The organism is Woronichinia naegeliana WA131, from assembly GCA_025370055.1.
Taxonomy (GTDB): domain Bacteria; phylum Cyanobacteriota; class Cyanobacteriia; order Cyanobacteriales; family Microcystaceae; genus Woronichinia; species Woronichinia naegeliana.
In genome coordinates, this window is sequence record CP073041.1 from 642,897 (window position 1) to 666,686 (window position 23,790).

At 41.2% G+C, this 23,790-nt stretch carries 13 protein-coding genes and 5 pseudogenes; 11 read left to right on the plus strand and 7 right to left on the minus strand.

Annotated elements, in window-relative coordinates; all coding sequences use genetic code 11:
- Window positions 1-18: 18 nt before the first annotated feature.
- A complete protein-coding gene (locus KA717_03400; GenBank protein UXE61970.1) occupies window positions 19-1,098 on the minus strand; it encodes an IS1 family transposase in 1,080 nt (359 codons plus the stop codon).
- A 147-nt stretch (window positions 1,099-1,245) separates the two neighbouring features.
- Window positions 1,246-1,452 (minus strand): annotated as a pseudogene (locus tag KA717_03405) (helix-turn-helix domain-containing protein).
- 591 nt (window positions 1,453-2,043) lie between these two features.
- Here KA717_03405 and KA717_03410 point away from each other — a divergent pair.
- The 6 genes and pseudogenes from KA717_03410 (at window position 2,044) to ureG (ending at window position 11,947) form a co-directional block, all read left to right on the plus strand.
- A pseudogene (locus KA717_03410) lies at window positions 2,044-3,325 on the plus strand (ISKra4 family transposase).
- A 252-nt stretch (window positions 3,326-3,577) separates the two neighbouring features.
- Window positions 3,578-4,903, plus strand: a pseudogene (locus KA717_03415) (IS4 family transposase).
- A gap of 234 nt (window positions 4,904-5,137) precedes the next feature.
- Entirely contained in the window at window positions 5,138-6,292 is a 1,155-nt protein-coding gene (locus KA717_03420; GenBank protein ID UXE61971.1) for an alanine--glyoxylate aminotransferase family protein, read from the plus strand.
- Between the two features lie 606 nt (window positions 6,293-6,898).
- The gene (locus KA717_03425; protein ID UXE61972.1) at window positions 6,899-7,681 is read left to right on the plus strand and encodes a segregation/condensation protein A; all 783 of its coding nucleotides are present in this window, start codon (window positions 6,899-6,901) and stop codon (window positions 7,679-7,681) included.
- Between the two features lie 1,080 nt (window positions 7,682-8,761).
- Window positions 8,762-10,870, plus strand: a complete 2,109-nt coding sequence (locus tag KA717_03430; protein ID UXE61973.1) for a sigma 54-interacting transcriptional regulator — start codon at window positions 8,762-8,764, stop codon at window positions 10,868-10,870.
- Window positions 10,871-11,341: 471 nt separating this feature from the next.
- Entirely contained in the window at window positions 11,342-11,947 is a 606-nt protein-coding gene (ureG, locus tag KA717_03435) for an urease accessory protein UreG (GenBank protein UXE61974.1), read from the plus strand.
- A 49-nt stretch (window positions 11,948-11,996) separates the two neighbouring features.
- On the opposite strand, the gene KA717_03440 is transcribed toward ureG, so the two are convergent.
- Genes KA717_03440 through KA717_03450 form a run of 3 tightly spaced genes read right to left on the minus strand, consistent with a single transcriptional unit; the run spans window position 11,997 to window position 14,734 of the window.
- Window positions 11,997-13,259 (minus strand): FGGY-family carbohydrate kinase, encoded by a 1,263-nt coding sequence (locus KA717_03440; protein ID UXE61975.1) that lies wholly within the window; start codon window positions 13,257-13,259, stop codon window positions 11,997-11,999.
- A gap of 15 nt (window positions 13,260-13,274) precedes the next feature.
- Window positions 13,275-14,363, minus strand: coding sequence for an alanine dehydrogenase (gene ald, locus KA717_03445; GenBank protein ID UXE61976.1), 1,089 nt, complete (start codon window positions 14,361-14,363; stop codon window positions 13,275-13,277).
- Between the two features lie 2 nt (window positions 14,364-14,365).
- Window positions 14,366-14,734 (minus strand): hypothetical protein, encoded by a 369-nt coding sequence (locus KA717_03450; GenBank protein UXE61977.1) that lies wholly within the window; start codon window positions 14,732-14,734, stop codon window positions 14,366-14,368.
- Window positions 14,735-15,764: 1,030 nt separating this feature from the next.
- On the opposite strand from KA717_03450, the gene KA717_03455 reads away from it, so the two are divergent.
- Window positions 15,765-17,279, plus strand: coding sequence for a hypothetical protein (locus tag KA717_03455; GenBank protein ID UXE61978.1), 1,515 nt, complete (start codon window positions 15,765-15,767; stop codon window positions 17,277-17,279).
- Window positions 17,280-17,317: 38 nt separating this feature from the next.
- Here KA717_03455 and KA717_03460 read toward each other — a convergent pair.
- Window positions 17,318-18,599: pseudogene (locus KA717_03460) on the minus strand (ISKra4 family transposase).
- 252 nt (window positions 18,600-18,851) lie between these two features.
- Between KA717_03460 and KA717_03465 the strand changes: the two are divergent.
- Window positions 18,852-20,188, plus strand: a pseudogene (locus KA717_03465) (IS5 family transposase).
- Window positions 20,189-20,498: 310 nt separating this feature from the next.
- Here the strand turns inward: KA717_03465 and KA717_03470 are convergent.
- On the minus strand, window positions 20,499-21,482 hold the full coding sequence (locus KA717_03470) for an IS110 family transposase (GenBank protein UXE61979.1): 984 nt from the start codon (window positions 21,480-21,482) through the stop codon (window positions 20,499-20,501).
- A gap of 379 nt (window positions 21,483-21,861) precedes the next feature.
- Here KA717_03470 and KA717_03475 point away from each other — a divergent pair, with 379 nt between their 5' ends.
- The 3 genes from KA717_03475 (at window position 21,862) to KA717_03485 (ending at window position 23,787) form a co-directional block, all read left to right on the plus strand.
- The gene (locus tag KA717_03475; protein ID UXE61980.1) at window positions 21,862-22,299 is read left to right on the plus strand and encodes a hypothetical protein; all 438 of its coding nucleotides are present in this window, start codon (window positions 21,862-21,864) and stop codon (window positions 22,297-22,299) included.
- Window positions 22,300-22,341: 42 nt separating this feature from the next.
- On the plus strand, window positions 22,342-22,821 hold the full coding sequence (locus tag KA717_03480) for a hypothetical protein (protein UXE61981.1): 480 nt from the start codon (window positions 22,342-22,344) through the stop codon (window positions 22,819-22,821).
- A 138-nt stretch (window positions 22,822-22,959) separates the two neighbouring features.
- Window positions 22,960-23,787 (plus strand): glucosaminidase domain-containing protein, encoded by an 828-nt coding sequence (locus KA717_03485; protein UXE61982.1) that lies wholly within the window; start codon window positions 22,960-22,962, stop codon window positions 23,785-23,787.
- The last annotated feature ends 3 nt before the right edge of the window (window positions 23,788-23,790 follow it).

A 23,790-nucleotide genomic window follows, 5' to 3' on the forward strand; every position in this document is an offset into this window, starting at 1 on the left:
CGTTGCAATACGAGAGGTTCAAGAAATCAGGCGAATTTGGAGTAAGTCCTCCCAAGTTAACCCCTTTTCAATTATACCGAGAGCTACAGCAGGAACTTCTCTAGTCGTAAAATGGCTGCGAACAAAGTTATGAACCATCCAGAAAATATCTAGGACTCGCTGTAATCCCACAACAGATTTAGCATAAGTATTTGTACGACGACGAAAGGCGGCTAAATAGCGTCGGATAGCACTATTAAATGCCTCAACGTGGTTGGCATGGACGTCCTTTTCTTCTGGTTTTTCTGTTGTCTCTGGATGTTCTGGTTTCGGAGTTTCTACTTTCTTTAGTTTACCCTCAGAATCTCGACGTTTACTACTCTTATTTTTTAGTCTTACTACAAGACCCTTCGGTAATACTTTGGTGGGACGACCTCGCTTTCCAGTCCTTAATACTTCGTGACAAATATTAAATAGCAGTTGACTATATCGCTTTTCTCCATCTGTAAATAACTGGAGAGATTCTGCACTCCTTTCAAATAATTCCGCTACCGTCATCATTGCTTCTAGAAATAATTTCTGCTCTTTTCGACCACATTTTAAATGCCAAATAAAGCGGCTAGCCCTGTCCATGAGCACGATTGTCCACCCCTCAGAGGCACTTGCTTCTTTATTTTTTCCAACTTTTGTGTATAGTTCATCCCCTTCTATTACTAATTTAACAAATTCATTCACTAAGGCGTATAAAAATAATGTCTCTTGTAATCCTGATAATTTCTTTTCCCAATTCAATATTGTTGTTTTCGCGTAGCCGAATGCTCGGGCTGCTGCATTTAATCCTATTCCTTCCATTCTGGCTTTTAATACTTTTACAATTTCACTTAATGGGGTTTCTACGCCAGCGATTACGCTACCATAAGTCTCAGCAAAACAAGAACTACATTCTTGACAAATGAACATTTTACGTTCCCCGTTACCTTTCGTTTGATAATGAGAATGTATTTTTACGTTTTCACTATAGCAATGAGGACAGTTTTTCTTGAATAAGGCATCCTCTTTCTCTTGGCACAAGCCAACATCATTCAGGATTTTCATAGAGCTTTTCTTTAATATTGACATTGTTTTCTGTTTCCTTCTTCTTTGATATAATGACAATAATAATAGTATAATAAAAACGGGCCGATGTCTAGTCTTAAACTATTTTTCTATTTTCTCAAAGCCTTACACCATAACTTTTTCCAACTTTGATCAGACGATACCAGTTCCTTCTATCCCGCCCTCTTGATAATCACGGATATAGCTTGTCACCGTATTTACTGAAACTCCTGCGAATTGAGCAATTTTTTGATGAGATAATCCCTGACTTTTTAACCATAAAACTTCCATCTTTAGCTGTACTCTAGGATGCGGGTGATTAAACCGACCGTAAGACAACAGTCTTTTGTCTTCTTCCGTAAATTCTAACTTAATCATTTCTCAGCCTCTTGACTACTTTTTCTATTTTTACTATATTATCTCTTATTTTTAAAATTCGCAACTTGTGACCGTGTTCAGTATAGTTAAAAGGCTTAATTCACTATTAGAAGGCATAGGTTAACTTTATTAAAATACAATGATAACTGAAAGGCAATAAAATGCTTTTGGAGAAAATCCAAAACTTTATATTATGCTTTAAAACCATTTCTGAGAAAGGATTACAGCAATTATAGCATAAACTTCCCATGAACTTTATTGAAGTTTTATAATCTAGTTTTACCTCATAAGTTCGGTAGAGCCTTATAATTTCACTTAATGGGGTTTCTAAGCCAGCGATTACGCTACCATAAGTCTCAGCAAAACAAGAACTACATTCTTGACAAATGAACATTTTACGTTCCCCGTTACCTTTCGTTTGATAATGAGAATGGATTTTTACGTTTTCACTATAGCAATGAGGACAGTTTTTCTGAAATAAGGCTTCCTCTTTCTCTTGACGTAAGCCGATATCACTGGGTGCGACCTTTAGTTGATGAAGGAAAAGAAAAGTGTTAACATGAGATGAAAAGTGACAAAGAGGAAACAATGATGACAGCAAAACTAATTAATGTAGAGGGTTCAAAGATAAAAATAGAACTAACATTAGAACTCAGTCGTTCAATGTTGGATACAGAAATAAATATTCAAAAAGGCTTAAACGAAGTAGGTTGCATCGCCAGCAAAGAAGCCTTGAAATATTTAGATACAGATGGTTCACCCTTAAAAATCGGTGAAGAAATCTGGAAGAGTAAGGGAGAGCAACCGAAAGAATATCAAACACCTTATGGTGAGGTTATAGTGAATCGTCATGTATATCAGCGTTCACCTTTGAGGAAAAACGTATTGCCCCTTAGAAAGAGAAGCAAGGATAATCATAACATCAACGCCATTATTGGCAAAACAGGTATCCTCAAAAATGTCAGGGATGGCAGGCAAAGAGGTGAAAAATGATTTATTAGAAAATCATGGTAGAAAAGTAGCGCTATCCTATATCCAAAGATTGAGTGAAGCAGTAGGAAGTGTGGTACAGGCAAAAGAAGAAGCGTGGAGTTATGCCCCGCCCAAGGAGGATAGCCAAATTGCAACAGTGGGAATAGGATTAGATGGAACCTGTATGCTGATGTGTGAGGATGGCTACCGTGAAGCAATGGTGGGAACCGTTTCCCTATACGATAGTGAAGGCGAACGTCAACCTACAATCTATCTAGGTGCGGCACCAGAGTATGGAAAAAAGAGTTTTCTAGAAAGATTAGAAAGAGAAATTGAGCGAGCGAAAAACCGTTATCCAGAGGCAACATTGGTCGGGATAGCAGACGGGGCAGAATCAAATTGGAAGTTTTTAGAAAAGCAAACGGAAGAACAGATATTAGATTTCTATCATGCCTCTGGTTACTTAGGTGCCTTGGCAGAAGCGTTGCATCCGAATACCGTGTCAAAACAAAAAGAATGGTTGACTGAAAATTGTCGAGAACTCAAGCATGAAAAAGGAAAAGCAGGAGAACTGCTAAATCTGATGAAAGAAGTCAAAGAAGAAAAAAGTCATTCTAAGAATCTTACCGAGAAACTACAAGCGGCGATTACTTATTACGAGAATCATCAGCATCAAATGGATTATGCTGAATACATAGAGAAAAAGTATCCGATTGGTTCAGGTGTTACGGAAGCAGCTTGTAAGACGTTGGTCAAACAACGATTATGTTGTTCAGGGATGCGATGGAAGGAAAAAGGAGCAGGAATTATTTTGAGCCTACGAGCTTTGGTATTGACCAAGGAACGATGGAGTCAATTTTGGGCAAAACTTGATCAATATGGGTTCCCTGTAGAACCCTGATTACAACAGCTTTTATCAACTAAAGGTCGCACCCTATCCCAGTCTGCCGATTTTTCTTTGCCGTTGCCGTTTAAAGCAAGCTTTGGTGTTAAGCTTTATGTCTCCATCGTCTGGGTGGGTCAGTGACCACTAGTATCCATTGGTGTCAACTTAAGCCAAAATGCCTACTCACAAAAGATTAGCCTAAAAGCAGGCGGAAGTAAGAGTAGGCTGAAAAAAAGGTTAGTATATAAAAAAGTGAGCAAAAAACAAATGGCAAGACAACATCCTCGGAGAAAAGGAAACCCAGACTTACGTCGTAAGACAAATCAGCCAGGGGTAGAAATCCCTGAAATAACAAAAGAGTTGTTTGAATTACTAGAACCCACAATGTTTACACCATTAAAATATTTACAGGGAACTCATGAGAAAATGATGAGAGATAGGGTGCTAAATTTACCAGTAATGGTGGCATTAGTGTTAAGTATAGTGTATCGTCAAATAGCGGGTATAAGTGAAGCGGTAAGACTGCTAGAGGAAGAGGGATTGCTATGGGTAGCATCATTAAAAGCAAGCAAACAGGCAGTATCAAAAAGAATGATGAATGTGCCAGCCGAAATATTTGCAATATTACTAAAAGGAGTGTTAGAAAAAGCAGCCGAAAAAGGGAAGAAGCTCCAAGTAGGAGAAAAATGGGAAAAAATAAGAGAAAAGTTTAGTGCAGTGTGGATAGCAGATGGCTAAACGCTAGAGCAGATAAGGAAAAATATGAAAATAAGTAAAGAAGAAAAGAGTAAATTGGGGGGTAAAATAATGATGGTAGTGGAAGCCTTTACCCAAAGACCCGTTACTTTATGGTACACAGAAAATGATAAATCAAATGATAAAATATGGTGTAAAGAATTGGCAGCTAAATTACCAGAAAATGGTTTAATTCTCGTAGATATGGGATTTTTTAGCTTTGTGTGGTTTGATTTGTTAACAGAAGCTAAAAAGTTTTTTCTAACCAGATTTAGAGCGGGTACATCTTACAAAACCAAACAAGTATTGTCTCAAGGTAGTCATTACAGAGATGAGATTATCATTATGGGAAATTACCGTTCTAATCCTTGCAAGCATCCGGTGAGATTAGTCTCAGTATTATGGGGAACAATCTGGTATCAGTATTTAACAAATGTGTTGTCTCCCGAACAACTGTCCGCCGAAGAGGTCTGTGATTTATATCGAAGACGATGGACAATCGAAGAAGCCTTTTTATTAACGAAAAGACTTTTAGGACTAGCCTATTTATGGGTAGGTAATAAGAATGGTGTCCAAATCCAGATTATTTGCACTTTGATTTTCTATACGGTCTTAAATCAATTGGTAGGGGAAGTGGCGATTGCTCTAAATCAACCGAAAGAAAAAATCTCAGTAGAGATGGTGTTTCGGAGTCTATACTATGTAGCGAAGGCTATTGCTAGAGGAGAAAAGCCTGATACAGTAACCTATCTGGCTGAACGTGCTAAGTTATTTGGTTTGGTCAAAGCTGAGAGAAAGCGACATCGAGAAAAGGCCGCTCTCAATCAACAAATTTGGGAACCCATTCCTTTAAGTTGACACGGATGACTAGTATCCTACCAGATAAAGCCGTCCTAGAACGACGGGGTTTCAGACCCAAATTTTTGATGATTATTGCCCAAAAGTAAAGATTTTCTTAAGAGCCGAAACCGCTAGAAATGCTAGGATCATTGCTTGATTATCAAAACCCATCCCGATTATAGTATTAGTCATTGGTAGATCTACAGGCTTTGATATCATCTGTTAACGCAACCCAAGGGAGAATAAACCTGTATGGACAATAAGCAAATGCTGATGATTCCGGGGCCAACACCTGTACCGGAAAAGGTTTTATTAGCGATGGCGAAACATCCCATCGGCCATCGGAGTGGTGAATTCAGCAAAATTATTGGGGAATTAACCGAAAATCTAAAATGGCTTCATCAAACTCAAAATGATGTTTTGATGCTGACGGCGAGTGGTACTGGTGCGATGGAAGCGGGTATCATTAATTTTCTGAGTCCAGGCGATCGCGTTCTGGTCGGAAACAATGGTAAATTTGGCGATCGCTGGGCCAAAGTCAGCAAAGCCTATGGATTAACGGTCGAAGAAATTAAAGCAGAATGGGGCAAAGCGCTTGCTCCCGAAGAATTTCGTGCCAAATTAGCGGCAGATAGTGATAAAAGCATCAAGGCCGTTATTGTTACCCATTCTGAAACCTCAACAGGTGTCTTAAACGATTTAGCCGCTATCAATACCGCCGTTAAAGAACATGGGGAAGCACTGATCATTGTCGATGCCGTTACCAGTTTAGGGGCTGTTTCCCTACCCGTTGATGAATGGGGTTTAGATGTGGTCGGTTCTGGTTCTCAAAAAGGCTATATGATTCCTCCGGGTCTAGCATTTGTTTCCGTTAGTGCCAAAGCCTGGAAGGCCTACGAATCGGCTAAAATGCCGCGCTTCTATTTAGACTTGAAAAAATATAAAAAGGCGACGGACGAGAATAGTTCTCCTTTTACCCCTCCCGTCAATTTGATGTATGGTTTGCAAGCGTCTCTTCAGATGATGCAAGCGGAAGGCTTAGACAATATTTTTGCTCGTCACCAACGCCATACCCAGGCAACACGGGCGGCCATGAAAGCCATGAATTTACCCCTCTTTGCACCGGATGAAGCTGCCAGTCCAGCCATTACAGCCGTCGCACCTGTTACAGTCGATGCTGAAAAAATTCGGGGGGCGATGCGGAAGCAATTTGATATTGCCTTAGCGGGCGGTCAGGACCATCTCAAGGGTAAGATTTTTCGTATTGGTCATCTCGGTTTTGTCTGCGACCGCGATATTCTTAGTTGCGTTGGAGCCCTGGAATCAGTCTTGCTAGGCTTAGGCAATAGTGACGCAACTCCTGGGGCTGGGATTGCAGCAGCGGCTCAGGTATTTGCAGGCAAATAAGATAAGTTGACTGTTGCGATTAATCAATGAAACTCAATTTACACGGTCATTTGTTGATCGTGTTTTTTAATAAAATCATTTCACGGTACTGGTTCAGGATGGTTAAAAGTGGGAAGTCTTACTGGCTATGCCTTAGAGAGACAAGAAGTCAATATAAGTTTGGAAGATACAGCAATTCTAAATTTGCGCTGTAGCAAGGGTTTCAGGTTTTAGTTCGCGTAATACGGGGGAAAATTCAACGGGATTAACAAGTTCATTTTACGAGTCTTCAAGCTTTTAGGTACAATAGTACGCCTAGGATTGCCCCAAAAACCCCTTTTAAATGTTCTTTAAATCCCTAAAAGGCTTGCTGTGTCTAAAACTGAGAATTGCTGTGGAAGATAACGACTTTAAAGTTATAGCAGTTTAACAAGTATAATAACATAAATATAGCATTTTTCATTAAAATGAGATATAAAATAAATGAAATTAATAATTCTTGAAAATGAGAGCCTATTCCCTCGACTTTAGACACAAGATAGTTCAAACCTATGAGATTAAAGGGGGGGCTAAAAACCTTGCTGACTACTAGGTTATTTTAACTCACATCAGACGTATAGTTATATTATGACGACATTAGCTGCTAGTGAAGCGATCGCCACCTTAATTGACCTTGCCGAGCGGGGGGATATCAATCCCTGGGATGTATCGGTAATCGAGGTGATTGATCGTTTTTTGCAAGAATTAGGGATTTTAAATAGTTTTGATCTGGCCTATCAACAACGCAATTTACCGCGATCGGGTCAAGCTTTTCTTTGGGCTTCTTTATTAGTGCGTTATAAGGCTGATACCTTGGAATTTTGGGGTCAGGAACCCGAACCTGAATCAGAGCTACCCCTAGAAGAACTTTTAACGGACGAAAATGGACTGCGAACTCTACCCCTCCACCTAGAGCAACATCTACGGCGCAGAACTGCTGCTCCTCCTTTACGACGACGACGGGTCACATTACAGGAATTAATTGACCAAATCCAACAAATTGCTCAGGAAATTGACAAAGGAGATCGCCCCAAACCGGCCAAGCGTCCGCGTCCCCAATCTCGCAAAGAAGCTCTACAAATTATTACTGAGTTAGCTCACCAGGAAAATTTAACTGAGTTAGCCGCCCAATTAGATCAATTTTTACGGGGACGTTTACCCGAATTTGAAACCGAGGGAGAAGGCATTGAACTAGAGACTCTGCTGCATTGGTGGCATCAACATCAAGCCATTCAACAACCCATTTCTAAACAGGATAAGGTCGGAGTGTTTTGGGCCTTACTGTTACTTTGCTCTCAATCCAAAGTAGAATTATCCCAGGAAGAATTTTATCAGGATATTAAGGTACAAGTTATTCCTGAATTGGCTTAAATTGCATGGGTGCATCCCAACTAGAGTAGTACGAGATATCTGAGGTAAAATAGAAAAAAGCTTGCTGTAAAATTTTTGTTGATTACGTCTGATGCGATGGCGAGAGTCCTGTTGTACCATTTTGCCGGATAATTTATCAACGAATTATTTACAGGTGGAAAAACTCCAGTTTTGAAAATAGATAAGCTGTCGCACATTTAGATTGCATAATGACTTTTCTGAAAGCTTTGTAACAAGGGGCTTAAGCCCCTTGCCTATATGCAGTTTAGATGATCAACAGCTTAGGGTTTAACAATGGCGGCATCGTGATTCTAACACCTTGCTACTGGCTCAAAAAAGAATCGTTGCTAGGCTTAAAGCGCGATCACAATGTAACTTTTATCAAGAAGTATGAGGCTTAAAAATCATTTCTTCCCGATTTCTTTACTTTTTTTGATTACTATTATTTCATAGACTCTCAATCCTGTAAAAGTTATATTTTTCTGCGCCCAATAATCGCTCTTCTACTTTGCAGTTTAATAACATTTTTCATTTTGTAGGGTGTAATTACAGAGTTTTGGAAATTACAGCGACTTTCGATCAAACCCGCCACAAGGGTTGGTCACCAAATCAAGTCTAGGCAAGGTTTTCACATTTTGTACATATACACGTTTGATAGCAATTTGCTGTAAAACGCAGAAACCTTACCCATGCTTGGACTCCACTAAAATCATAAGTAAAACTAATATAGTGTTTTTTACTTTGGTGAGGTATCTACAAATTTTGCTAACCACGAGCTTAAGCCCCTTGCCCGCCGTACGTCATTCTATGAAAATTGCTATAAATTTAATGCTAAATTTTAAAACAGATCAATTTTTCATGACTATAATGACTATAATATAGATCGGGCGTATAAACTAAGAAATGACAATGCGGGTTATCTTGCAGGGCTGAATCTTGACTACTTAGTACGCATGCCTGTGAACTAAGCTCTTTTATCTCTGTTGACCTAGCGAAAAACTTGCAGTGCAACTCACAACGGATAATCACCCACTAAACATTAGGGAGAGTGCTATGGAAACAGAAGTTTCAAAATTATCCATGCTTCAACAAAAAGTTCCTTTAACCTGGACTATTCCCCCCGTTACTCATCTGGAATCGAGAGAAATCCCTGAATGCTGTAGTCGAGCGGCTAAAAGTTTAACTCGACAAGTCTTAGAAGCAACCACCGATCAGAAAGCGATCATTTTCCAAGCTTCTCCAGGCAGTGGCAAAACCTTTATCGCCAGTTTTATTCATTGCCAATCTTGGTTAAAAGATACAGTTTTTGTGGAGATAGACTGCGCCCAATTACCCAAAGATGAGACAGGTCAAATTACCCTTAATGGACTCTTTGGTGATCTGCATACCAGGGGTGTGATTGAAGAGTTAAAGCAAGGAACGTTATTGATTGATAATGTTCACCTCTTAAGTCACAAAGAACGCGATCGCCTTTTAACGTTGCTCAAAAAAAGAGAAAGTAGTGCCAATCAAGTTCGTCTCATTTTGGCCAGCCCCACCGCCATTGATAGTCAAGGAGCAGACATTCATCGCATCAGGCTCTTTGCTCTCTCCCAGCGTCGGGAAGATATTCCCCTATTTGCTAACTATTTTCTCAAAAAAATCTGTCAAAAACAAAATCGTCCTATTCTACAACTGAGTCAAGTCGTGCTACGGCGTTTAGTGAGTTATGACTATCCCCATAACTTGGCCGAATTAGAAATAATTTTGACTCGTGCTGTCTTGATGACTCCCCTCGCAGAAACGGTGATTTCTGAACAAGCTCTTTGGTCAGTGCAAGCTAAGAAAAATACCTTTCGTCTTGATCTTTTGGAATATGTTCCTGGACTACGCCAATTCTTGCTCAGTAAATGGTGGTTAAAACCTTTTTGGTGGCTCCACATGGCACTTTTTATTCCTTTGATAATCTCTGGTTTGATGGGGTCTCATCCACGCGGTCAAAGCTTAACCCTTAACATTTTTTGGGCATGGTGGTGGCCCTTCTATTTATTACTGTTTCCCATCGTTGGCCGACTTTGGTGTGCAGTTTGTCCCTTTATGATCACGGGGGAATGGATTCAGAAAATTTCCCTTTGGATTTATCCGCGTCAATTGCGGGCTTGGCCCAATAAATGGCTAAATCAATGGGGAGCCTGGTGTGTTTGGGGTGGATTTTTAGTGATTTATCTTTGGGAAAAACTCTGGGATTTACCTCATTCAGCCTATCTTTCCACCTGGTTATTGTTAATTATTACCGCAGGGGCAGTTCTCTTTAGTCTGATTTATGAAAGACGGTTATGGTGTCGTTATTTATGTCCCATTGGTGGCATGAATGGAATGTTTGCCAAACTTTCAATGATTGAGTTGCGTGCCACCGAACAATTCTGTGGGCAATTGTGTACGGCTAAAGCTTGTCAAAAACCGACTGGTGCGAGTAATGTTACCTTTGCTGAGGCTCTACCCCAGGAAGGCCAGGCCAGTAAGGGATGCCCTATTTATTCTCTGCCTGCTCAGTTATCTAATAACCGCGACTGTGTGTTATGTATGGGCTGCATTAAGTCTTGCCCGAATCGTTCTGTACAGCTAAATTTACGTTTCCCAGCCGCTGATTTATGGGAAAATCATCGTGGTTTTGCAGCAGAAGTTGCCCTACTACTATTGCTATTGGGAGGTGTCTTTTTGCATAATTCCCAAGCGTTTCTCAGTTGGTTTGGATTCGGTTATTTACCTGTTGACTTTGAGCATTTTCTGGTGGCGGTTCCAACGGCGATCGCTCTTTTAAGTTTACCGGCGATCACTATTTATGTAACGCATAAAATTAGTCAGTTACTTGATCCTCAACTGCCTGATTATGTCACAATGGCCTATGTCTATTTACCCATGACTCTAGCGGCAAATCTGGCCTATTATCTACCATCTTTAATTACTGAATCAGGAAAAATTTTACCAATTTTTGCTCAGAATATTGGTTTCCAAGGCCTTTCTTTACCGAGCTTAACTTGGGGCATGGAAGTTGCCCATTTTGTCCAGGGTGCGTCCCTATTAGCCATTGTGCCGTTGAGTATTTTTATCTTAGTTAAAATTAGCCAACGTCCTTTATTAAGCAATTTACCCCATCTTGGTTTAATGATCGGATTTGTGGGTCTGTTTTTCCGTTTGATGGTGTTTTAGGTAATGTTCTGAATCTGTGGCTAGATCGCTCTCTAATGGTCAAACTGACTAGGATTCAGAAAATCGATCCACAGGTTCAAGGCTCACAACATTGCTCAAGAGCTATATGCCTATTCAGCAAGCCCTATGTAGAGAGTAGGCGATCTCTTTTAAAATAAAGAAGCGGTCAGTGTTACAATCACTAGCCGCGTAAAAAGAAGTGAAAAATTTCAAACAAATGAACAAAGTCCATCTTGTTTCAACAGAAACCATTAGGAACGTCCACATGATTAATTGTAGCATTGAATCTAACTTTGATGCTAACCCAGGCTGTAACCTCTCAAAACAGCTTTGATTTTGGCGGCGATCATGATTTAAGGTAATGTTCTGGATCTGTGGCTAGATCGCTCTCTAATGGGCAAACTGACTAGGATTCAGAAAGTCGATCCACAGGTTTGCAACATCACCCCTTTATTCTAGAACGTTTAACAAATGATTACTCCTCTGCGTGTTGGTATCGCTGGCCCCGTTGGTTCAGGAAAAACGGCTCTTTTAGATCATCTTTGTAAGGCTCTTCGCGATCGCGCCTCGATTGCCGTTGTCACCAATGATATTTATACCCAGGAAGATGCTCAGTTTTTGGTTCGTTCCCAAGCCCTAACCCCCGATCGCATTTTAGGCGTTGAAACAGGCGGTTGTCCCCATACCGCTATACGAGAAGATGCTTCTATGAATTTGGCGGCGATCGAACAATTAGAAAGTCAATTTACTTCCCTGGATTTAGTCTTTTTGGAAAGTGGTGGAGACAATTTAGCTGCAACCTTTAGTCCTGAATTAGTAGATTTAACCCTTTACGTTATCGATGTGGCTGCTGGGGATAAAATTCCTCGCAAAGGTGGGCCAGGGATTACCAAATCTGATTTATTAGTGATTAATAAAATTGATTTAGCTCCCTTCGTTGGAGCCGATTTAACCGTAATGGACAGAGATGCCAAGAAAATGCGCGGTGAAAAACCCTTTATTTTTACCAATCTCAAAACCCAGCAAGGGCTACCAGAGGTTATTGCTTTTGTGGCAGATCATCTAGTTAAAAATTAGTGACAAGCTCAAGATTTTAAGGACAATTTTGGGGACGCAAACTCTGGGTTTAAGTTCGAGAATGGAAGGATTGGGAGGCTAAACAGGCTGTTCCATAGGCAGCTTCGGTTTGGGGAGAAAGCAAAATGGGAACCTGACAATATCGGGAACGAATTGCTCGCCAGGTTGCGTTTTTAGCTCCACCGCCAGCCGTATAAATGCGGGTTAAAGGAGTGGCTCCTAAGGCCTGTAGTTTTTGATAACCCATTGCTTCAATTTTGGCTAATCCCTCCAGGATTGCCTGTAAAAAATCGACTTTTTGGGCCGGACGGGGTTCTAATCGTGGTGACATTTGGGGATCATTAATGGGAAAGCGATCGCCGATTTTAGGGAGAGGATAATAATCATAGGGGCTGATTATCTGAGGATCAATTTGAGAACTTAAATCGATCAATTCCTGATCACTAAAAAACTGTTTGAGCACCGTTCCCCCTGCATTAGACGCTCCTCCCGTTAACCACAAATCGCCCCAACGATGGCTATAAACTCCCGAACTTAAATCCTCAACGTAGGTTCGGCTCAGTAATTTTAAAACCAGGGTTGATCCCAAGGATGTGACCGCTTCTCCGGGTTGATTTGCTCCACTAGCAAAAAAGGCAGCAATGCTGTCGGTGGTTCCCGCACAAATCAGGCAATCGGGATTAATTTGCAACCGTTGAGCTAGATCAGGTTTAAGGGGCGCGATCGCTGTTCCTGGGGTGAGAACCTGAGGCAATATTTCCCGAAAAGAGGTATTTTTTAACCAATTGGGATAACTCAGTTTTTGTACGTCGTAGCCCAGTTTTAGGGCATTGTGATAGTCACTAAAACCCAATTTTCCATGCAGTAAAAAACCAAGCCAATCGGCCTGATGCAAAAAATAATGCGCTTCCGCAAAAATAGCCTGTTCAGACCACCAGAGTAATTTGGCCAAACTAGAACTAGAACTGCGGGCCAAATGATTAGGCGGTACTAGCTTTTCGAGGGAAGATTGAACGGCAAAACCGCGCTCCTCGTTATAGAGTAGGGGATGGTCTAGAGGTTGACCCTGGCGATCGCCAAGGATTACCGTTCCTGATGTACCATTAACAGCAATGGCTTGTAGTTTAGCTCTAATTTGCAGGGGCAGATCGGCCAATAAATCCGTTAAAGTGTTTTGCCAACAGCCACACCAATCCAGACTATCCGGGGGCGTAAATAGCCGTGAACTTTCCGCCAAAATTTGGCCCTGATGATCAACGGCGATCGCCCTGGCTCCCGATGTTCCAAAATCTATACCGAGAAAAGCTGTCATTATTACGAAGGAAAATTAGGCCACCAAATCAGGGAAAACCGACTGTACCGCCGGATGCACCAAACGATGATGCTGAACATTCAAACCCTTGGCTAAAGCAGCATCCTGGTGAAGAGCCTCTAAACCCTGATTGGCTAACTGGAGAACGTAGGGCAAAGTACTATTGTTTAAGGCTTGGGTCGCTGTCCAGGGAGTTGCACCAGGCATATTGGGAATACCGACATGAACAACGCCTTCTTCCACATAACTGGGCTGACTGTGGGATGTGGTTCTGAGGGTTTCAATACAGCCCCCCTGATCAACGGCCACATCAATAATCACCGAACCGGCCTGCATTTGAGCCACCAGGGAACGAGAAACTAAAATCGGGGCGCGTTTGCCTGGGATTAAAACGGCTCCAATTAACAAATCAGCCTGGGGAACGATCGCCTCAATTTGAGAAGCATTACTGTAGAGCAATTGCACGCGGGAACCAAAGAGGGTTTCCAAATAACTGAGACGGTCAACGTTAACATCCAGAATGGTCACTTGGGCCCCCAGACCGACCGCAATTTTAGCCGCTTCTGTCCCGACTACGCCTCCCCCTAAAATCACCACTTTTCCAGGTGCAACGCCTGGAACGCCTCCCAGTAATACCCCTCGTCCTCCCTGTTGTTTTTCGAGATAGCGGGCCCCCAATTGAACCGCCAAACGTCCGGCAATGATGCTCATGGGACTGAGCAGGGGTAAACGTCGATCCGCTAGTTCCACAGTTTCATAGGCGATCGCGGTAATGCCTGATTGGAGTAGAGCTTCTGTTAAAACCCGATCAGCGGCCAAATGAAGATAGGTAAATAACAGTTTAGGCTTACCCAAAAAGCCATATTCTGAGGGCAGAGGTTCTTTGACCTTCACCACTAAGTCCTGTTGCCAGGCTGCTAGGGCTGTTTCCACAATGGTTGCCCCCGCCGCTTCATAGAGGCGATCGCTGAAACTAGAGCCAAGACCCGCCTGAGTTTCTACAAGGACAGAATGTCCCTGCTCAGTGAGAGACCGGACTGCACTGGGGGTTAAGCCCACTCGATACTCTTGATCCTTGATTTCCTTGGGAATACCGATCTGCATAGCTACTTATCCTCAATTTCTGTTTGTAATATAAAGGCAAAACCGCCATAGTTTTCAAGAACTTGATCAATTGTTGTTGTTAGTGCGATTGTGCGCTTGATGATGGCGACAATTTGGGAATAATGCTCAAAATCATCGTCGGTAAATTCTCGATCTTTACGGTCTTTTAGCCATTTATGACAAACTTGATAACCACCAATATAAAAGTTATAAATTTCGGAGGGAACGTTATCAATATATTGGGTTTTGTTGATATAAACTCGACCGTTTTGTTTTTCTGTGGGTTCGGTATAGATAATTTTTTCTATTTGTAAATACTTCGTTGATAGCTTTTCTTGTGAAAAGATATGATAAGACTTTCGCGATAACACCAGACATAATCAATGAAAAATTTACAGTAAGAATTAATTTATCAAAAAGTGATCGCTTTCTTAATCCTAAATATAAACTGCGATCGCCACTTCCCATCTCATCCCCATAAAATGCGATCGCCTGTGTGGAATTTTAATCGGGAAAGTACCGGATAGTGCGCTAGGGGGAATTAACTCTGTTGCTTTTTCCTGTCTATTTTGGGGGAGACAACTTACGACTTAGTCTAGATAGAACAGGAGTGCCAAAAGAAAATATGAGTAGTTCATCTTTGTCGATGTTACGACTGACGATAGAAATATGTAATTGTGTTTAATTCCATTCTGGTTGTCTTAAACTGTTCAAAGGATTGCACTCCTGTTGTGAAAATCATGGATGCTTTGCGTCTTTATCCCAGGCCAGTCTTCGCCTCTGTCAGTTAGATCCCTACACTTTTTTTACTGCAAAGATCCAAGAGATCAAAACACCTGAATCACTGTCACTATTTATTCAGTATATATACGGATGGCTATTCTGCGTGAACTATGGTATCGTTACCCTCGGACTTCATAAGTAATTGTTTATTCATCTACAATTAGTTGTTTATTCATCTGCTTTCTTATGTGGTCACTATGTTTGTCCTCCTAACTTTGAGATTTATCAGAAGTGTGGTCGTTTTTCTAGAATAGAAGCTCTATTCAGCTGGTCCTTAACACCTTAAATTTGAGTAGGATTACCATGGTAAAACAAAATTCTTGCTCACATAATAGTATATGTATTTAGGGCTTGCTGAATAAGTATAGAACCCTTGCCAGATAATGCTTTCAAGCATTTTAAAAACGATCAGGTGCAAGGTTATGGCCTTTGGAGGCTCAAAGCCCATGCACGTCGTTGGAAAACTGGGGGTTGAAATTGGAAACTACTCTCTGAAGTCACTCTCTGAAGTCACCATTTTTCGCCTCCTGTGGCATCTAGGTTCGTTTTGTGGACTTTTTCAGCAAGCCCTATTTATTGTTTCATTGACTTTTTTTTAGATGAGGAGTGCTTAACGCAATGTTAATTCATCACCACAGATTCATTCTCCCTTTGCTTACGTTTCTCTGTTTGGGTTCGTCAGTATCAGCCCAAACGGCTAGTCAACTAACGGCCAGCCTTCTGGGAAATGATCCCATTATTCCTAATACAAGTCCCTTTGCAGCCGAAAAACCACCTGTCAGCCAGACTGTTCAATCTCACCTAGAAAGGATTGAAATTCAATCTAAAGGGATTGCCTATCTACCTATTTCCCTAGATATTAAAACTGAGACGGTCAGAGAAGGAGATGCTTTTCTTGAGATGGCCAATGCCGCCATGATTTCTCCTGAAGAACTTTTTTTAGCCAAGTTGGAAAAACTCCAAGCGGAAGTGAAGAATAGTCCTTTGGAGACAATTCAGCTCGAAAACGCATTAATTCACTCCGATGGTTTTGAAACTGCTGGTAAAAAGCAAGATTTTCAAATTGCAAAGACGATTAGTAAATTAGCACAGACAAAAGATACCACAGAGAATAATCCTGACTTATCATCATCGCTCATCTTAAGTGAGTTAACGGATGATGTTCCCACAAGGGAAGAATCTGGACTATCTAGTTTTTCGTCCCAAGACAATTTGACCGTAACAGCTGAAGACACGGCAACTCAACTGCCAACCCTTGACGAAAAGCAAATTGCTGATTCTGATAAGGTGTTGTCCCAAGCCATCTCTGAGTCTGTTAACAACAACAGCCCTGATACTTCTGCTCCGATGAATGGCCAAGGCGAAACAGAGGAGCCGAAGAGTTTGGCAGAACTGAAGCAACAGTTAAAGGTGGATCCAATGATTGTTGCTGCTGCTGGACAAAGAGTCTATTCACCGGCCTTAACCTTTGGTATTCCCAGTGCGTTTGGCCCGAGTTGGGGCGATTTCTTCATTGAACTTTCCGGTGCAACGGCAGGTAAAGTTAGGGATAATGTAGATGGCAGTATTAGTACTGGCTTTGGTTTTGGGGATAGTGAAAAGCTGATTGGATTAAGCTTGACCTATAACATGGGTAGTATTAATAATTTTGGACAGACGGGGACTTTTGATTTGTCAGGCTCTCGTGTTGTTTATATGGATAAAATTACTCAGGTGGCGATCGCGGCTGGCTGGAGTGCCTTTGCTCAATATAGTTCGGGAAATAGCATAGAAGGTGTGATTCCCTCAAGTGTTTGGGGAACTGTCACCAGTTATTCCCTATTGCAACCAGACGATCCGGTCAATAAATTACCCCTCTTACTTTCCCTCGGTGTAGGGGGAGGTTACTATCGCCAAGATCCAGCTAGTACTGGAGTCTTTGGGGGTATCGGCTTACAGGTCGCGCCTCAATTGGGTGTGGGCCTACAATGGAGTGGTGTGGGTTTGAACTTAGGTCTATCCTTTGTCCCCGTGCCAACCATTCCCCTCACGATTGTAGCCACCGGAGCCGATTTAACGGATAACAGTCCAGGCGGAACGGTGTTTGTTTTGAGCGTCAACTACGGTTTCAATTTCCTACCGACAAGTTATTAGCGATGGGTGCGACCTTTAGTTGATAAAAGCTGTTGTAATCAGGGTTCTACAGGGAACCCATATTGATCAAGTTTTGCCCAAAATTGACTCCATCGTTCCTTGGTCAATACCAAAGCTCGTAGGCTCAAAATAATTCCTGCTCCTTTTTCCTTCCATCGCATTCCTGAACAACATAATCGTTGTTTGACCAACGTCTTACAAGCTGCTTCCGTAACACCTGAACCAATCGGATACTTTTTCTCTAAGTATTCAGCATAATCCATTTGATGCTGATGATTCTCGTAATAAGTAATCGCCGCTTGTAGTTTCTCGGTAAGATTCTTAGAATGACTTTTTTCTTCTTTGACTTCTTTCATCAGATTTAGCAGTTCTCCTGCTTTTCCTTTTTCATGCTTGAGTTCTCGACAATTTTCAGTCAACCATTCTTTTTGTTTTGACACGGTATTCGGATGCAACGCTTCTGCCAACGCTCCTAAGTAACCAGAGGCATGATAGAAATCTAATATCTGTTCTTCCGTCTGCTTTTCTAAAAACTTCCAATTTGATTCTGCACCATCTGCTATACCGACAAATTTTGCCTCTGGATAACGGTTTTTCGCTCGCTCAATTTCTCTTTCCAATCTTTCTAGAAAACTCTTTTTTCCGTACTCTGGTGCCGCACCTAGATAGATTGTCTGTTGACGTTCTCCCTCACTATCGTATAGGGAAACGGTTCCCACCATTGCTTCACGGTAGCCATCCTCACACATCAGCATACAGGTTCCATCTAATCCTATTCCCACTGTTGCAATTTGGCTATCCTCCTTGGGCGGGGCATAACTCCACGCTTCTTCTTTTGCCTGTACCACACTTCCTACTGCTTCACTCAATCTTTGGATATAGGATAGCGCTACTTTTCTACCATGATTTTCTAATAAATCATTTTTCACCTCTTTGCCTGCCATCCCTGACATTTTTGAGGATACCTGTTTTGCCAATAATGGCGTTGATGTTATGATTATCCTTGCTTCTCTTTCTAAGGGGCAATACGTTTTTCCTCAAAGGTGAACGCTGATATACATGACGATTCACTATAACCTCACCATAAGGTGTTTGATATTCTTTCGGTTGCTCTCCCTTACTCTTCCAGATTTCTTCACCGATTTTTAAGGGTGAACCATCTGTATCTAAATATTTCAAGGCTTCTTTGCTGGCGATGCAACCTACTTCGTTTAAGCCTTTTTGAATATTTATTTCTGTATCCAACATTGAACGACTGAGTTCTAATGTTAGTTCTATTTTTATCTTTGAACCCTCTACATTAATTAGTTTTGCTGTCATCATTGTTTCCTCTTTGTCACTTTTCATCTCATGTTAACACTTTTCTTTTCCTTCATCAACTAAAGGTCACACCCTTAGCGATTATCTTGTTTGTCAAGGCCTTGATAGGATCGCTATCAAATAAAATTAGGGCTTGCTGAAAAAAGCTGAAACCTTTACGGAGAAAAATAGTAGGCGAATTAAGAACCGCTAGAATGCACGAAAATAGGGTAGAATGCCTCAAAACCATTGCATTAAGAAGAGAGAAAGCAGATGTACCGAAAGCAACAGTACTCAATTGAAACACCAGAAAACTTGAAAAATCTGTTCGGCGGGCAGTTAGACGAAGAAAATCGTTGGATAGAAATGTCAAAAATGATTCTTTGGGAAGAATATGAGGAAGAATATGCAAAAAACTTCACAGAAAAAAAAGGAGCCCCAGCCAAATCATTTAGAATGGCATTAGGAGCATTAATTATCAAAGAAATTTCAGGAAAAAGTGACAGAGAAACAGTAGAACAAATAAAAGAGAACCCTTATTTACAGTACTTTATAGGAATGGAAAGCTATAGTAGCAAAGAAGCATTTAATGCGTCAATGATGGTTCATTTTCGTAAAAAAATAGGAATGGAATTAATAAATAAAATTAATAAAGAAATAGAAAAAAAGCGACGGGTGTAGCGTCAGAAAAAAAAGAAAATGAAGGAAAGTTATTGTTAGATGCGACTTGTACACCAGCAGATATAAAATATCCAACGGATATAGGAATATTGAATGATGCCAGAGAAAAAACAGAAAAAATAATAGATAAGCTGTATGAAGAAATAAAAGAGAAAAGGAAAGAAAAGCCGAGGACTTATAGGGAAGTGGCAAGAAAAGAGTACTTAGCCATAGCAAAAAAACGTCGTGTGTCAAAAAAAGAAAGAAGAAAAGGAACAAAAAAACAACTAGGATATATAAAAAGAAACTTGTCTCATATAGAAAAAATGATAGAAGAGGGAGCAAAGTTAGAAAAACTAACGAAAAAAGAGCAAGAAGAGCTTGTAACGATAGGAAAAGTGTATGAGCAACAGTTAGAAATGTATGAAAAAAAGACAAATAAAGTAGAAAACAGAATTGTGAGTGTAAGCCAACCTCACGTGCGTCCAATAGTGCGTGGAAAAGCGGGAAAAGCAGTAGAGTTTGGAGCTAAAATATCGGCAAGTAATGTGAATGGCTTTGTCTTCTTAGACAAATTAAGTTGGGATAATTACAACGAATCGGGAGATTTACAAGCGCGAATAGAAGAATATAAAAGGGAAACAGGATGTTATCCGGAATCGGTTTATGTGGATAAAATCTATCGAACAAAAGCGAATCGAGCTTATTGTAAAGAAAGGGATATAAGAATGAGTGGTCCCCGATTGGGAAGACCGCCGAAAGAGGTGAGCAAAGAAAAAAAGAAAGAGGCACGCTCAGATGAAAGAGTGCGTAATGCCATTGAGGGTAAATTCGGACAGGGAAAGAGGAAATTTAGTCTTGGTCGAGTGATGGCCAAACTACCTGAGACCTCGGAAACGGTAATTGCGATGAACTTTTTGGTAATGAATCTTTCTACTCTACTTCAGAAGACAAAAAGTAAAAAGTTGTAGAGTCGTTTTTCTTGTGAAAAATGGTGTTAATTTTCCTCTCTTTTGTGAGGAGTGATTTGTGTTGACCTTTTTAGACAGAAAGGAACAATAGATTAAACAAAATCTGTATTTTGATTTGTTTCCATAAGGATAAGTTATCTATGCTTTTTCAGTCCATACTTCCCTAACCCACATTTCTTTCGTTTTTTGACTTTTTCAGCAAGCCCAAATTAGTCAAAACAAACAACTCATCCTCATACAACTCGTCAGAGAATGAGTTATGTTAACTCTTTCAACCAATATCAGAGAATTAGCACGCTTGCAGTTTTTCCTCCTTTGTCTCTATATTTTCAGGACATCGCCAAGGTTTTTGACTCTTGACTATAGCATGAAGAAATCCCAATAGCTTATGAGCGCAGGCAATTAAAGCTACTTTTTTGGCCTTACCTGCCTGGAGCAATTTTTGATAAAACGCCTTAATTACCGGATTGTGTTGTATTGCCACTAGGGCTGACATATACAGCACGGCACGCACCCTTGCTCGTCCACCGATAATACGTCGTTTTCCTCGCATTTGCCCACTGTCACAGTTCATGGGAGCAATTCCCACTAGACTCGACAGTTTCTTCAATGGTAGCTCTCCTAATTCTGGCAACATTGATAGCAAGGTCACGGCCGTTACTCTGCCCACTCCAGGTACACTGGTTAATAGCTCATACTGCTTTTTACTCTCTTCGTTGTCTTGCCGCAGTTGGTCTATCTGCTCATCCATTCCTTTTATCCTTTGTTTGAGCCATTGAATATTAGTCTCAATGTCAGCTTTCGCCGTGCTACTACGAACACTGTGCGCTCGTTTTTGTTCACTGTTTAGCATTTCCACTAACTGACTACGACGATTGACCAAATCGGATAAAGCTACTTGAGATTCTGATGCTAACGGTTTTGGGCTTGGTTGCAAGGCTTCTCCAAAATGGGCTAATACCTCGGCATCTATTTTGTCCGTTTTCGCTAGACGACCTGATGCCTTGGCAAAATCTCTGGCTCTTTTGGGATTAATCACTGCTACCTTGAATTCCTCTTTTTGCAGCTTGTGAGCCACTCCTCTTTCCATTCCTCCTGTTGATTCGATGATGATTAACTCAATTTTGTATTTTTTGAGTTGTTCGCTTAATTCCTGCCAGCCTGACTCTTGATTGGTTACTTGCAAAACCTTATTCGCTGGACGTAAAGCTATGTCCAACTTGGCTTTGCTGACATCTATACCAACCCATTGGCTTGCTACTTGAGTTTCCATGCTTTTACCCCTTTACTTTGAGTTTTTATCTTCATTACTCGACCTTGTTCACTACGGGTTCGAGACCCTCTCGATTTTTCGAGTTTTTGAAGGATTGATGAGTGGCGACCTAGACTAAATCTCGGCTTTTATAACCAAGGGGGAATCGGTCTACCACTCTTCCTTTAAGATACAAGGGTGACAAAATTAATTTCTCGTTTAAAGTTGAGTTTTTTGGAGCGTATTATTCATGATAAAAGTTAACCTTTTCGCTTGGACAGTGAGTCCCTTGGTGCTCTTGTCCCTGATTTCTTCCCCTGTCACCTTGGCTCAGAGCCAAGGGCCAGCCGGTTTCCCAAGTGGGAATGCTCCAACCGCAGGGAGCCAAACCCCCATCTCTGTGCCCGTCACGGTTACTCCCCCAGGGGGAATACAGCCATTTAATGATTTGATCACGATTGTGCCTGGCACGAATGGTGGTCCACTAACGATTATCATTCCGCCCACAATTACAACAGCAGTTAATGAGGCAGGAACGAACATCATTATTGTTTTCAGTACTGGCAGTTTAACTCAACAACAACTTGCTACCTTGGTCAGTGCGACCCCTACCATTGTGGCTAGTCTTGGTGGTGATGTTCCAGGTACGATCACGATAAGTACTACCCAGGACAACAATACAACTAGTACTGTAACGGCTGCTACCCTAGGAGAAGCTGCGTCTCTGATGACTACGGCGGTGGCCGATGCCCCCGCAAATGGCATAGTTGTACTTGAGATTGGAGATGTCACTGTGCGTATTAGTCCCTCAAATAGAACGAACCTAAATCTCCAATAAACAAACATAGAATATTTAAAGTGAATTCTGGAGTGTTGAGCAATGTGGAAATTTTCTAAGCTTGTGTTTTCACTAGGGTTGGTTACTGTGCTGGTGGCGGTGTCGGGGCTTAAGGCTCAGGCTCAAGATGAGTCGCAAGTGACCAATACCATTACCTATGAAAAGAAAGGCCAAAAACCGACTCAACTTAGCGTAAACGGTACATTAGAGCGAGTGAACTCGGCCTCCGTGGTGGGAGCGATTTCCCTAGGAGGAGGGGTAGAACTGGATGCAGTTCAAACTGCCATTAATTTAACGCTGGCGGGAGCTGACTCGGATGCAGTTTCTAATCTGATGTTGGCGATGGGGGGTCTGGTTTCCGGTGGGAATCAAGTTGACCCTACCCGTTTGGCCCTGGCAATCAATGCCTTTAACAGTATTATTGACAAGGCCGATGCCGATACCCTGAATGCGCTTCAAGAGCTCCCTGAATTTATAGATATCCGCACATTCCTTGCGGAAATCAGAAAACCAATTAGCTAGAGTCCTTTTGATGCTGAAGATGAGGGATCATCCTTTGGCGAATTTGGCACTCAAAAGAGATAATTTTATGGCAATTCTCTCTAGCCTTGATAACATCAACCTCAATATAAATTGCAGGAAAGGAGATAGTTACAGTCAATGAGAAAACGCTTGTTTTTAAAAGAGTTAGCTATTTTAGTTATCTCTTTTTTTTCTGTGGTAGCACGAGGCAAAAGTTCTCTGGCACGACAAGTTTTGTCAGATGCTTCAGATCGTCAACAATCAGAGACTCTTCCGAAAGAGTTAGTGCTTGTTCAAAAACCCAAGTTGACCTTTCCACCTGTTCCTGCCGAGGATCCGGACAAGGGTTTGAATAGTAATGCTCATCTTCCTGGCACTCCTGAGCCAACGGCATCGGAAAAGCAGGCTTTTATCAAAGAGATTACTCAATATGCCTTGCCTTTGGAAAAACAATATGGGGTTCCCGCCTGTGCTATAACAGCGATCGCGGCTTTCGAGACCAATTTTGGTCATACGCGCATTGCTTACTATGCGAATAATCTTTTTAAATTAAAGTATATTAATCGCAAAAAAAATTGCCATGACGGTTCCTGTGAGAATATTAAAACTTATCAATTAATTGGTCAACCGAATGAGATAGCCAATACTGCCATTATCATTTCCGAGAGTTATGGAGATAATCGTTTTGTCTTTGATGAAAGCCGTCGCTTTGGTAATCGCTATCGGGTTTTTGACTCTTATCAAGATAGTGTAAATTTTTTAGTGACAGAGGTTTTGCTCAAAAAAGAGGATTACAAAGCAGCTTTAGAAAAATATCAAGCCAATGTTAAAACGCTTGGTGCGAAGAAGGCAGCTAGTCAATTCTTACTTGATCTAGCCACCGAGGGCTTTACTATCACGAACCCTCAAACTTACCAAAATAACGTTACAAAGATCATGGATGAGTGGCAACTTTGCCCATCCTAATAC